This window comes from Stenotrophomonas oahuensis, assembly GCF_031834595.1.
Taxonomy (GTDB): Bacteria; Pseudomonadota; Gammaproteobacteria; order Xanthomonadales; family Xanthomonadaceae; genus Stenotrophomonas; species Stenotrophomonas oahuensis.
The window spans coordinates 1694133-1706292 of sequence record NZ_CP115541.1; the positions used below are offsets into that span (position 1 = coordinate 1694133).

A 12160-nucleotide genomic window follows, 5' to 3' on the forward strand; every position below is an offset into this window, starting at 1 on the left:
CCGGCTCCACGTTCCCTGCATTGACGCGCCATGCGCGTCGTCGCGCATCACCGCATCAGAACGCTACCCTCCCCTCAATACACGTAACACATTCCCCACCCACCCAAAGATCCTCCCCCACCACCTCCACCCGCACCCGCCCAGCACGCCCTAACGCCGTGCCCTGGCTGATCACATACCGCTCCGGTGCCAACCCCTCGCGCAACAACCACCGCGCAATCCCAGCATTGAGACTCCCCGTCACCGGATCCTCCGGCGCAGCCTCGCCCGCAATGAACGCACGCGACTCAAACTGCGACTCCACCCCATCGCCAGTATCACACGCCGCAAACACCCCCACCATCAACCCTTCCAGCGCCGGATAGTCCGGCTTGATCGCCAGCACCGCCGCACGACTACGCAGGCGCAGCGCCAGCCACTTCGGCCCGTTCACCACCCACTGCGCGTCCACCACGTCCTCAGCGGCGACACCCAGTCCGGCGCGCACACGCTCGCGCACTTCTGCCTCCAGCGGCCCCTCGCGCAGCAACGGCGGAGCCACGAACGCCAACCCATCCGCACCCCGGCGAATACGCACAAGCCCGATCGCACACTCCTGGACGATCTCCGCGCCCTGCGGCACCCCACCCTGCGCCAGCCAGGCGTAGCAGCTGCCCAGCGTAGGATGGCCGGCAAACGGCAGTTCCCCCATCGTGGTGAAGATGCGCACCCGGTAATCCGCTCGCGGATCGGTCGGCGGCAGCAGGAACGTGGTCTCGCTCAGGTTGGTCCAGTTGGCGAAGGCCGCCATGCGTGCGTCGCTGAGCTCGCCGGCGTGGTGGACCACGGCCAGAGGATTGCCGAGGAGCGGGTCAGTGCTGAAGACGTTGACCTGACGGAAGGGGTGGACGCTCACGGTGGGCTCCGGATGTGGGGAGGCTCATCATGCCTCGCGCCCGCCCGCAAACTCCACCGCTCCACCGGCCCACTGCCGCACTACCCGGGGGAACCCCGCTGTCCGGCACCGAACCGCCGGCGCACGTAGAGCCACGCCCTGCGTGGCTGCATCCCCATCGACCGCGAAGACACCCGCGTCGCTCCGTGGTCATGGGTTACCGGGTGCTGCTCGCTGAGGGCAGTCGTCTTTCGACCAACCCTACCGCGGGCACCTCAAGAATAGGATCGTGATCATTCTCAGCAGTGGCATCAAATGAAATGCTGCTCGCTTGGTTTCAACTTCACCAGGTATCCGATGATCCAGAAGCGAGGAATGCTGGCGGCAATCTCATTTGCCGCCTTGCTTCAGACGGCCTGCTCTGTAGGCGAAGCGGTGACACCGCCCACCTCCCATGAGTCGCAGGTGCCGTCACCAACCCGGAGCACCGAAACAGAGGGCACAGCCGTGCACCGTCCACAACCGCAGACGGCGCGTTACGCAAAACCCCTGTCATCGACTTCAATTCAGCTGCCTGCTGAGCCGGCCGATCCGCGACATCTCACGGCCGAAGCGACGTTCGTTCAAAAGGGTGGTCTCGCGTCCGATGAAGTGGAACTCGTGCTGCTGTCGCGGGAAGCATTCGCGGGGACGGTAGAAGCGCTGGAGCAGGAATCCGTGCGCAGCATCGAGGCACACGACATTACCCGATACGTTCGCAACGTGATCGACCGGGGATTGACGTCGGACATGAGGCTTTCCAGCTTCTCCTGTGGTGTCAGCGTGTGCATGGGATCGGTGCAGAAAGGAAGCGAGTTCGCGATGAACTGGTCGATTGCGCAGCTGGAGGATGATGCACTTCAGTTTCACGCAGTTGCTCAAACCATGGAGAAGATGGGTGGTGTCTACGAGAATCGCTTTGTGTTCTCGACCAACCCTGAACTGCGGAACTTTGTTGGACCGCTATCCCAGTAACGAATGCTGTGTGGCGGTGTTTGGGGGGGGCGTACGGCGCAGCCGGGCGTAGAGCCACGCCCGGCGTGGCTGCAAATCGCAACATGCGCGGAGGGCTTCGCTTCGTTTGTAGATCATGCCCTACCGGATGCTGAGCGGTTCAGGGCGGTCGTCTGGCGAGCGACGCTACCCGACCGGCACGGCACGGCACGTCGCGGTGGGAGCGGAGTGGCAACGCATGGCCGCGTGCCATGGTGTGGGGTGCGGATGCAGTGCGCCTGGAGCAGCCGGGCAAGCCCGGCTCTACGCGGCGTCTACTTCCAGTTCTTTGGTGCGGCGTTCGTACCAGCCGTTGGTGGTGGGCTCGAAGATCGAGCTGCGTACCATCTCGCCTTGGTAGACGTGTACGGAGATGGCGAGCTGATCTTCGCTGGCGTTGCGGATGGTGTGGTACTCGTGTGGGGGAATCAGGCTGCCGGCGCTGCCGCAGTCTCCAATGACGCATGGCTGGGGGCGGAAGCGGAAACGGTCGCCGTCGCGCTCGAGCAGCTCGTACTGGGTGATCTCGAGCTGGCCGAGCCAGACGCCTTCCACGCACCACAGGCCGCTGTGGTCATGCAGCGGCGTGCCCTGGCCCGGGCCCCAGCTCATGGCGACGATGCTGTAGCCGTGTTCGGGGCTGCGGTAGAGCTCGCGGCGGGCGTAGTGGTCTTCTACCGGCTGGTGGACGCACGCGGGAAGTTCGATGGTGCTGTCGGCAATGGCTTGTTTCAGGGCCAGCTGCAGCATCTGAGAGATGCGGTGCGGGTCGTTCTGTTCGACGGCGTGGTCAACGGCGGCGATGAGGCGGTCGCGGCCATGGAACGTCGGGAAGGTGCAGGTCGTGTCCATGACCGCAGTGTATGAGATGTGGGTGAAAATCTCGTTTGATCTGGATCACGGAAGATGCGTAGGAAATGTCCGAAATTGTCGGTCGTTTCCGTTGGGTCGCGGAGAGCAGCCGGGCAAGCCCGGCTCTACTGTGCGTGTTGACCATGATCTACGGTCACTGCGTGCCGCGTTGCAGGAACGGTGCCTGTTGGTACAGGCGGCGCTCGCCGCCGCGGGGGTCGTTGGCTTGCTGCGGGTGCACATCGAACAGCATGGTTTGGCGGCGTTCGAGTGAATAGGGGTCCCATTGGGCCAGCTTGCCGTGATTCGGGTTGCCGGTGCGGGCGAATGCGAGCAGTGCATCGCTCATTGCATCGGCGACCTGCTGTGCGGCTTCGCCGGTGCCGGTCTTCGAGCCTTCGGCACCCAGGTTGTGGAACACCAAGGGTATATCCAGCGTGTGGAAGGCGCGCAGCTTGCCACCATCCAGCGGGCTGCCCCAATCCAGCTGGTACGCCCACGTAGGGGAACCTTGGCGAGCACGCGCCTCCAGCTCTTCCACCGCGCCGCGCCACGAGCGTCCGGCGGTGGTAGCGGCGAAGAACACTTCCGAAGGCGTGTACTGCGGATACAACCTGCGGTACTCCGCAATGACTACCGAAGGCAGCAGGTCAACGAACTGCTCCTTCTCCAGCTTGGCTGGCAGGGTCTCCCACGTCAGTTCGAAGTTGGCAGGGTCATTGCCGAGGAACGCACGGGTTTCATCATGCGTGTTGCCGATCACCATCGGAATACCGATCGACTGCGTTGGAGCCTCTGGCCAGAACGGATGTACGGGCAACGCGTCGCCATCCAGTGCCGGCCCGAAGTACAGGCTGGTGCTTTCCACCCGGGAAGGGTCGCGGGCCTTGGTCGCGGCCAGCAGCGCGGAAGCCGGCAACGCCAGCAGTGCATCCACATCGCGCGCCCCCACCGCCTCCATCGCAATACGCGCACGCTGGGTCGCCGCACGCGGCCCCGCCGCCGTGACCTGCTGGCCGCTCATGGTCCATGCCTTATGGAAGAGGCCCTTGGCTGCTGGCATCGCCATCAGCGTGGCAATCTTCGCGCCGCCGCCACTCTGGCCGAACACGGTGATGTTGTCGGCATCGCCGCCGAACTCATGCGCGTGCTCGCGTACCCACTGCAGCGCCTGGATCAGGTCCAGTTGGCCTACATTTCCGGAGTCGGCAAAGCGCTCATCGCCGAGCTGGCCCAGGTACAGATAGCCGAATACGTTGAGCCGGTGGTTCACCGTCACCACCACCACGTCGCCGCGTTGGCACAGCGCGCCGCCGTCATACAGCGGGTCGCTGCCGGAGCCGTTGTTGTACGCGCCGCCGTGGATGTAGAACAGGATCGGCCGGCGGCGACCATCGCGTAGCGCGGGTGTCCAGAGGTTGAGGAACAGGCAATCCTCGCTGCCCGGGCCTTCCTTGCCGCCCTGCGGTGCCGCGCCGCCGTAGGCCAAGGCGTTGCGTACGCCGCGCCAAGGTGCCTCGGGTAGCGCTGGCTGGAAACGGCGTGCAGCAGTGTCTGCGCCGTAAGGCACGCCAAGGAAGCGATGCACGCCGTTGACGTGGTCCCCGCGCAGCCGGCCACCGCGCACCCGCGCAAGCGAGGCAGTACCCGCCGCAGCGCTGTGACTGAAAGACAGCAACGACGAACTCGCAACACTCAGCATCAACGCATAGCGCGCGCTGTCACGCAGAAAGCGGCGACGCTGCAGGTCGGCGGGTGTGGTCATGGGCGCGCCTCCTGTGCCTGCATCCAGCGCAGTGCCAGCGCCGGCCATTGGGTGGTGGTGAGGTCAGGCGGAATGCGCACACCGAACCCATGCCCACCGTGGGCGAACAGGTGCATCTCGCTGGGCACGCCGGCCTGCAGCAGTGCCTGGTAGTACAGCAGGCTGTTCTGCACGGGCACCACGTCATCGTCCTGCGCGTGCACCAGGAAGGTGGGCGGCGTCTTAGCACTCACCTGCTGCTGCATCGAGAACTGCTCCGCCAGCGCGGCGTCTGGATGCTCGCCCAGCAGGCGCTGACGCGAGCCTGTGTGGGCGTGGACACCCATGTCGATCACCGGGTACATCAGTAGCGCGAAGTCAGGCCGCGCACTGAGTGCATCAATGGCATCGCCCACCCCGGCCAGCGGCATATCAAAGCCCGTGCTCAAGCGCGCGGCCACATGCCCACCGGCCGAAAAGCCGATCACCCCGATCCGCTGCGGATCCAGCTGCCAGCGGGCCGCGTCATGACGGATCAACCGCAGCGCCCGCTGCGCGTCGGCCAATGCGGCCTGCCGGTCACTGCGCCCTGCCGGCAGCCGGTAGCGCAGCACGAACAGGGTCACGCCGCCCTGCTCCACGAAGGCCGGCACCAGCGCGGTGCCCTCCTTGTCCAGCACGATGCGCAGGTAACCGCCGCCGGGAATGACCAGCAGTGCGCTGCCATTGGGCTTGGCCGGGCGATACGCCACCAGATACGGCGCGCTGACGCCGTCGATGTAGCGGTCCGGCAGGGCCGGATCGGCGCTGCGCTCGATCACGCGGGGCGCTGAAGCCGCGCCAAGCTCCCCTGGCACCTTCCCCGCCGGCCACAGCGCGATGCGCTCGGGACTTCCCACGGCGGGCTCACTCTCCGGCACCGCCCGCTCCGCCGCCCACGTAGGGGCAACAACGCCAACGGTTACCAAACCACCCAGCAGCAGGGACTTCCACACAGCAGCACGCATCGGCAACGGTTCCTTTCCGGTAAGGCCACGCCATCAGGCGGGCCGGGGGACAGCCTGTCACCGCAAGGGTTTGCACCATACGCCAGGCTTCTGACGCAGTGCACATTGCCAATGACACCGGTTTACCATATACAGCTCATCCAAGCACTGTCGATGGGCAGTGCAACAAATCACCGGGAGACCCGCTTGAGCAACGATCACGGCCATCAGGACCTGCCCGCACCGGGGCTGGACAGCATCGCCAGCGCCTTTGTCATCGCCCGCCAGCAGGGCCGGGCGCTGCCGGATTTCCCCGGCACCATTCCCGATGACCTGGTCACGGCCTACCAGGTGCAGGACCTGGCCATTGGCCAGTGGAACGACCAGACCGTGGGCTGGAAGGTTGGCTACATCGCCGCCGAGCGCCGCGATGTGTCCGGGGACGACCGCCTGCTGGGCCCGATTTTCTCTCGTCAGCTCTGGAATGCTACCGGTGGAACAGTGGACATTCCGGTGTTCGTCGGCGGCTTCGGCGCGGTCGAGGCCGAGTACGTGATCGAGCTGCTGGAAGACGCCCCGGCCGACAAGCTGGACTGGACCCCGGAAGAGGCTGAAGCCCTGCCGGCGCGCCTGTACATCGGCGTGGAAGTGGCCAGCAGCCCGCTCGCCACCATCAATGTGCTGGGCCCGCGCGTCGTGGTCAGCGACTTCGGCAACAACAACGGCCTGGTGCTGGGGCCGGAGATTCCGAACTGGACCGCGCTGGACGATGCCCAACTGCGCGCCGAAACCCTGATCGAGGGCACCGTGGTCGGCACCGGCGGTGCCAGCAACCTGCCCGGCGGCCTGCGCGCGGCGTATGCGTTCGCGCTGGCCCGTTCGGCCCGCCGCGGCCGCCCGCTGAAGGCAGGCGAGCTGATCGCCAGTGGTAATGCCACCGGTATCCATGACATCGCCGTAGGCCAACAGGCACTGATCCGTTTCGCCGGTTACGGCGACATTACCTGCAGGGCCATTGCTGCCGGGTAATCCAGCAGCCATGGCGAGTCCGCTTGGGAGGGCGCAGATGTTTACTCGCAGAAAATTCCTGGCCACCGGCGTCGGCGCGCTCAGCGTGCCGCTGTTGGCCGCCTGTTCCAAAGAAGCCGCGCTGCCGGCAGGTGGCCAGCTGCTCACCGCCACCGACGTGCACGTGGCCGATTACCCCACCGTCACCGCGGTGAAGTGGATCGGCCAGCAGCTGGAAGAAAAAACCGGCGGCCGCCTGCGTCTGCGCCAGTACCACTCCGGCCAGCTGGGTCGCGAAAGCGAGGCCATCGACATGGCCCGCTTCGGGGCCATCGATATCACCCGTGTGTACTCGGGCGCGCTGAACAACGCGTTTCCGCTGACCCAGGCGCTGTGCCTGCCGTATGTGTTCGAGTCGGTGGAGCACATGCGCCGCGCGATGGACGGCGGCGTGGCCGAACAGGTGCTGCGCGGCTTCGAAACCCGTGATCTGGTCGGCCTGGCCATTTACGATTCGGGCGCGCGCTGCTTCTACAACACCAAGCATCCGATCGTGGAACCGAAGGACCTCCACGGCCTGAAGCTCCGTGTAGCGAACTCGGACATCTTCATCCAGCTGATGCGTCTGCTGGGCGCGAATCCGACTCCGATGTCGCTGGGCGACACCTTCTCGGGCATGGAAACGCACATGATCGACGGTGCGGAGAACAACCTGCGCAGCTTCCACTCCAGCCGCCACTTCGAAGCGGCGCGCTACTGGTCGCAGAGCGACCACTCCTACGCGCCGGATGTGCTGCTGATCTCGCGCCGCACCTTCGAATCGTTGAGCCCGGCCGACCGCCAGCTGCTGGTGGAAACCGCACGCGCCTCGGTGCAGGTGATGCGGGAACAGTGGGACGCCTCGGAAAGCGTGGCGCGCAAGGCGGTGACCGACTTCGGCATCCAATTCAACGAGGTCGACATGCCGGCCTTCCGCAAGGCCGCTGATCCGCTGTTGCAGCAGTATCTGCAACGCCCGGAGATCGCCGCCCTCACCCGTCGCATCCGCGACTTCGCCTGAGGACTCCGATCATGTCCGAGACGAATGCTGAAACCACCGTCGATACCCGCAGCATGCCGCAGCGTGCGCTGGATCTGATTGCCGACATTGCCATCCATATCGCCGTGCTGGCCCTGCTCGGGCTGGTGGTGGTGCAGGGCTGGCAGGTGTTTGCCCGCTATGTGATCAACGATTCGCCCAGCTGGACCGAACCGGTCACGCTGCTGCTGCTGGCCACCGCGATGAGCCTGGGCGCGGCCACTGGCGTGCACACGCGCCGTCACTTCGGTTTCTTCCTGCTGGCCGCGCACATGAAGCCCGGCCTGCGCCGCATCAACGAGATGGTGTGCTCGCTGGTGGTGGCGGTGCTGGGCGTGGTTATCGCCTGGTGGGCGGGCGTGCTGCTGCTGGATGGTCTGGATATCAAGACCGCCGGTGCCAACCTGCCACAGAGCATCAACTACCTGCCGCTGTCCATTGGCGGCGCGCTGATGGCCGTATTCGCGTTGAACCAGATCGTGCAGGCCACGCAGCCGGCGGTTGAAGAAGCCGAGGGGGACCGCTGAGTCATGGGAATCACCATTCTTTTTGCTGTATTTGCGCTGTTGCTGCTGATGGGTGTGCCGGTGGCCTATGCCTTGGCTGCCGCTGCACTGGCAACCCTGTGGTATCTGGACCTGCCCACCGTGGTGCTGGTGCAGCAGATCTCCGCCGGTACCGGTTCGGCGTCGCTGATTGCAATTCCACTGTTCATCTTCGCCGGCGAGATCATGATGCGCGGCGGCATCTCCGAGCGGTTGATCGGGCTGGCGTCGTCGCTGGTGGGTCGCCTGCGCGGTGGCCTGGGCCAGGTGTCGATTCTGTCCTCGCTGTTCTTCGGCGGCGTGTCGGGTTCGGCCATTGCTGACGTCTCGGCGGTAGGCGGCACGATGATTCCGCAGATGGTCAAGCGCGGCTACGACCGCGACTTCGCGGTCAACGTCAGCATCACCGCCGCGCTGGTCGCACTGCTGGTGCCGCCATCGCACAACCTGATTCTGTTTTCGGCAGCGGCAGGCGGCGGTCTCTCCATCGCCGACCTGTTCGCGGCCGGCATCATGCCCGCGCTGCTGATGACCGTGGCGCTGATGGTCACCGGCTATGCGGTGGCGCGCAAGCGTGGCTATGGCGTGGAAATCTTCCCGGGCTGGCGCGCGGTGCTGTTGCGCATGGTCTCCGCCCTGCCCGGCCTGGGCCTGGTCGCGCTGATCTTCGTCGGTATCCGTGCCGGCATCTTCACCGCCGTGGAAAGCGCCGCGATCGCCGTGGTCTATGCATTGCTGGTGACCACGGTGCTGTACCGCCAGCTCAACTGGCGCGAGTTCATGGGCACGGTGACCCATGCCGCGCGCAGCACCGGCGTGATCCTGTTCGTGATCGCCACTGCGGCCGTGTTCGGCTGGCTGCTGGCCTACCTGCAGGTCCCGGCCGCGGCCGTGGAGTTCCTGCAGTCGTTCGCGCACAGCAAGGTGATGGTGCTGCTGATGATCGTGGTCATGCTGCTGCTGCTGGGCACCTTCATGGACCTGGCACCGATGATCCTGATCTGCACCCCGATCTTCCTGCCGGTGGCCAAGGCCTATGGCATCGACCCGATCCACTTCGGGCTGGTGCTGGTGCTGACCGGCGGCCTGGGTCTGGTGACCCCGCCGGTGGGCTCGGTGCTGTTCATCGGCACCGCCATCGGCAAGATCAGCGTCGGCGAAAGCATGAAAAGCATCTGGCCGTTCTGGTTCGCCGCGCTGCTGGTGCTGATGATCGTCACCTTCTTCCCGCAGCTGTCGCTGTGGCTGCCCCAGCTGCTGCGCGCGTGAGGACCACCATGCATATGAAATCCCTTCTGGCCCCGGTGGCCGCCATCGCCCTGCTCTGGTCGGCCACCACCCACGCCGCCGAATCCACCTCCCCCACCTGGAAGCGCGGTATCGAAAACCAGCGCCAGGCGGATCTGGGCAACGGCACCTTCCTCAATCCGGTGTTCGCCGGTGACCGCCCGGACCCGTCGGTGCTGAAGGACGGCGAGGACTACTACCTCACCCTGTCCTCGTTCGACGCCTACCCCGGCCTGCCGATCTGGCACTCGCGCGACCTGGTGAACTGGCAGCCGCTGGGCCATGCCATCACCAAAAACGTGGGCGCGATCTGGGCCCCGGACATCGTCAAGCACGAAGGCCGCTACTACATCTACTTCCCGGCCCGCACCGCCGAGGCGCGCAGCAACTTCGTGGTCTGGTCCTACAGCATCAACGGTCCGTGGAGCGAGCCCATTGACCTCGGCCTGGCCGGCTACATCGACCCGGGTCATGCGGTGGGTGAAGACGGCAAGCGCTACCTGTTTCTCAGTGGTGGGGACTACGTGCAGCTGGCCGACGACGGCCTGAGCGTGGTCGGCACGCCCAAGCATGTGTACGACGGCTGGAAGTACCCGGAAAGCTGGGACGTCGAGGCGTACGCGCAGGAAGGCCCGAAGATCAACTTCCACAACGGCTGGTACTACATGACCACCGCCGTGGGCGGCACCGCCGGTCCGCCGACGGGGCACATGGTGATCACTGCGCGCTCGCGTTCGATCCATGGGCCATGGCAGAACTCGCCGCACAACCCCATTACCCGCACTCAGTCCAAGGACGAGCCGTGGTGGTCGCGCGGCCACGCCACCGTGGTCGAAGGCACCGATGGGCGCTGGTGGATGATCTACCACGGCTATGAGAACGGTTACTGGACCCTGGGCCGGCAGGCCCTGCTGGAGCCGATCGAATGGACCGACGACGGCTGGTTCGTGGCCAAGGGCGGCGACCTCGGCCAGCCGCTGGCCAAGCCCTCCGGTAGCTCCGTGGGTCCGCATGGCATGGCGCTGTCGGATGACTTCAAGGGCAAGACCCTCGGCTCGCAATGGTCGTTCTTCAACCCGACCCAGGACGAGTACCGCCGCCTGACCTTCACCGGCAACGGCCTGGAGCTGCAGGGCAAGGGCGAAACCCCGCGCGACAGCTCGCCGCTGACCGTGATTGCCGGCGACCAGGCCTACCAGTACGAGGTCGAGATGGACATCGCCCCCGGCGCGGTGGGCGGTGCCCTGTTGTTCTACAGCGACCGGCTGTACGTGGGCGTGGGCAGCAATGGTGAGAAGTTCATCATGCACCGCTACGGCGAGGAGCGCCCTACCCGGCTGGAGCCCAGCCGCAAGGGCGGCAAGCTGTGGCTGCGGGTCACCAACAACCGCCACATCGTGACCATTCACACCTCGACCGATGGCAGGGTCTGGCAGAAGTACCCGGTTCAGATGGAAGTCTCCGGCTACCATCACAATGTGGCTGGCAAGTTCCTTGCCCTCAAGCCGGCCCTGTACGCGGCCGGGGACGGCAAGGTTACCTTCCGCAAGTTCCGCTACCGCGCGCTCGATTGAGCGCAGCGGTAGACTCTTCCGACCCATCCGGTTTGAACTCCATGTCATCGCGCCCCAAGACCGACGCCGCACAGCAGGACCTGCCCAAGGGCAAAGCTGCCACCATCAACGATATTGCGCGTCTGTCCGGGGTCTCCAAGAAAACGGTTTCGCGGATCATCAACAACTCGCCGCTGGTGCGCAAAGACACCCGCGAGAAGGTCGAGGCGCTGATGCGTGAAGTGGGCTATGCGCCCGACCCGCTCGCACGCGGTCTCGCATTTCGCCGTTCGTTCCTGATCGGCATGGTCTACGACAATCCCACCGCGCAGTACATCGTGGACATGCAGTACGGCGCGCTGGATGCATTGCGCGGATCCAGCTTCGAACTGGTGGTGCATCCCTGCGATTCGCGCAGCCCCGGCTACATCGAAGGCGTGCGCCGCTTCGTGCAGCAGCAGAAGCTGCACGGCGTGATCCTGGTGCCGCGTGCCTCGGAAGACCAGGCGCTGGTCGACATGCTGGATGAAATCGGCTGTCGCTTCACCCGCATTGCCTCGCTACCGCTGGACGACACCTCGCAGATGGTGGTCACCCATGACCGCGACGGTGCTGCCGAAGCGGCCGACTACCTGCTGTCGCTGGGCCACCGCGATATCGCCCTGGTGACCGGCCCGAGTGCCTACCGCTCGGCGCACGAGCGCACCGCTGGCTTCATTGATGCGCTGGCCAAGCGCGGCATCGAACTGCCGCCGGAACGCATCGTCGAGGCCGGTTACACCTTCGAATCCGGTGTGGCCGCGGCGGAAAAGCTGCTGCTGGGCAAGCAACGCCCCACCGCCATCTTCACCGGTAACGATGAAATGGCCGCCGGTATCTACAAGGTGGCCCTGCGCGCGGGCATCAACATTCCGCGCGAGCTGTCCATCATCGGCTACGACGACAGCCCGCTGGCCTCTCGCCTGTGGCCGTCGCTGACCTCGGTGCGCCGCCACACCCGTGATACCGGGCGCACGGCCGCCGCCATGCTGATCCAGCCCGACAGCCAGGCCGCGCTGCAGATCGCCAGCGTCCGCCCGCACCTGATCGTGCGCGATTCCTGCCAGCCGCCGGCGGATTGAAGGCGTCCCGACCAACGGTCGGGACCTACCCCCTTCGAAACCCGGTAGGTCACGACCGTTGGTCGTGACCCCCCTCCACC

Annotated in this window: 11 protein-coding genes; 7 read left to right on the top strand and 4 right to left on the bottom strand. The window is 65.6% G+C overall.

All coding sequences use genetic code 11. The annotated features are described in order from the left end of the window. Positions 1-55 precede the first annotated feature (55 nt). Positions 56-895: a PhzF family phenazine biosynthesis protein gene (locus tag PDM29_RS07350; RefSeq protein WP_311193197.1), complete on the bottom strand. Its 840-nt coding sequence runs from the start codon at positions 893-895 to the stop codon at positions 56-58. A 336-nt stretch (positions 896-1231) separates the two neighbouring features. Here PDM29_RS07350 and PDM29_RS07355 point away from each other — a divergent pair, with 336 nt between their 5' ends. Beyond that, on the top strand, positions 1232-1888 hold the full coding sequence (locus PDM29_RS07355) for a hypothetical protein (RefSeq protein ID WP_311193198.1): 657 nt from the start codon (positions 1232-1234) through the stop codon (positions 1886-1888). A 282-nt stretch (positions 1889-2170) separates the two neighbouring features. Here the strand turns inward: PDM29_RS07355 and PDM29_RS07360 are convergent, their stop codons facing one another. From PDM29_RS07360 to PDM29_RS07370, 3 genes are all read right to left on the bottom strand, one after another. Then, on the bottom strand, positions 2171-2758 hold the full coding sequence (locus PDM29_RS07360) for a cysteine dioxygenase family protein (protein ID WP_311193199.1): 588 nt from the start codon (positions 2756-2758) through the stop codon (positions 2171-2173). 154 nt (positions 2759-2912) lie between these two features. Beyond that, a complete protein-coding gene (locus tag PDM29_RS07365) occupies positions 2913-4523 on the bottom strand; it encodes a carboxylesterase/lipase family protein (RefSeq protein ID WP_311193200.1) in 1611 nt (536 codons plus the stop codon). Next, entirely contained in the window at positions 4520-5509 is a 990-nt protein-coding gene (locus tag PDM29_RS07370) for an alpha/beta hydrolase (RefSeq protein WP_311193201.1), read from the bottom strand. Before PDM29_RS07370 ends, PDM29_RS07365 begins: the two co-directional genes overlap by 4 nt. A gap of 186 nt (positions 5510-5695) precedes the next feature. Here PDM29_RS07370 and PDM29_RS07375 point away from each other — a divergent pair, with 186 nt between their 5' ends. The 6 genes from PDM29_RS07375 to PDM29_RS07400 are packed head-to-tail and all read left to right on the top strand — an operon-like array spanning position 5696 to position 12080. Next, positions 5696-6517 (top strand): 2-keto-4-pentenoate hydratase, encoded by an 822-nt coding sequence (locus tag PDM29_RS07375; RefSeq protein WP_311193202.1) that lies wholly within the window; start codon positions 5696-5698, stop codon positions 6515-6517. A gap of 37 nt (positions 6518-6554) precedes the next feature. Beyond that, positions 6555-7556, top strand: a complete 1002-nt coding sequence (locus PDM29_RS07380) for a TRAP transporter substrate-binding protein (protein WP_311193203.1) — start codon at positions 6555-6557, stop codon at positions 7554-7556. 11 nt (positions 7557-7567) lie between these two features. Then, positions 7568-8101, top strand: a complete 534-nt coding sequence (locus PDM29_RS07385; protein ID WP_311193204.1) for a TRAP transporter small permease — start codon at positions 7568-7570, stop codon at positions 8099-8101. A 3-nt stretch (positions 8102-8104) separates the two neighbouring features. After that, positions 8105-9388, top strand: a complete 1284-nt coding sequence (locus tag PDM29_RS07390; protein WP_311193205.1) for a TRAP transporter large permease — start codon at positions 8105-8107, stop codon at positions 9386-9388. A gap of 8 nt (positions 9389-9396) precedes the next feature. Then, a complete protein-coding gene (locus PDM29_RS07395; protein ID WP_425508725.1) occupies positions 9397-10980 on the top strand; it encodes a family 43 glycosylhydrolase in 1584 nt (527 codons plus the stop codon). 41 nt (positions 10981-11021) lie between these two features. After that, positions 11022-12080, top strand: a complete 1059-nt coding sequence (locus PDM29_RS07400; protein ID WP_311193206.1) for a LacI family DNA-binding transcriptional regulator — start codon at positions 11022-11024, stop codon at positions 12078-12080. The last annotated feature ends 80 nt before the right edge of the window (positions 12081-12160 follow it).

What these genes read in the sequence shown, in the direction of transcription:
- PDM29_RS07365 (WP_311193200.1), bottom strand. Translation starts at nt 4,523, where the DNA reads ATGACCACACCCGCCGACCTGCAGCGTCGCCGCTTTCTGCGTGACAGC.
- PDM29_RS07385 (WP_311193204.1), top strand. Translation starts at nt 7,568, where the DNA reads ATGTCCGAGACGAATGCTGAAACCACCGTCGATACCCGCAGCATGCCG.
- PDM29_RS07395 (WP_425508725.1), top strand. Translation starts at nt 9,397, where the DNA reads ATGCATATGAAATCCCTTCTGGCCCCGGTGGCCGCCATCGCCCTGCTC.
- PDM29_RS07390 (WP_311193205.1), top strand. Translation starts at nt 8,105, where the DNA reads ATGGGAATCACCATTCTTTTTGCTGTATTTGCGCTGTTGCTGCTGATG.
- PDM29_RS07360 (WP_311193199.1), bottom strand. Translation starts at nt 2,758, where the DNA reads ATGGACACGACCTGCACCTTCCCGACGTTCCATGGCCGCGACCGCCTC.
- PDM29_RS07370 (WP_311193201.1), bottom strand. Translation starts at nt 5,509, where the DNA reads ATGCGTGCTGCTGTGTGGAAGTCCCTGCTGCTGGGTGGTTTGGTAACC.
- PDM29_RS07380 (WP_311193203.1), top strand. Translation starts at nt 6,555, where the DNA reads ATGTTTACTCGCAGAAAATTCCTGGCCACCGGCGTCGGCGCGCTCAGC.
- PDM29_RS07355 (WP_311193198.1), top strand. Translation starts at nt 1,232, where the DNA reads ATGATCCAGAAGCGAGGAATGCTGGCGGCAATCTCATTTGCCGCCTTG.
- PDM29_RS07400 (WP_311193206.1), top strand. Translation starts at nt 11,022, where the DNA reads ATGTCATCGCGCCCCAAGACCGACGCCGCACAGCAGGACCTGCCCAAG.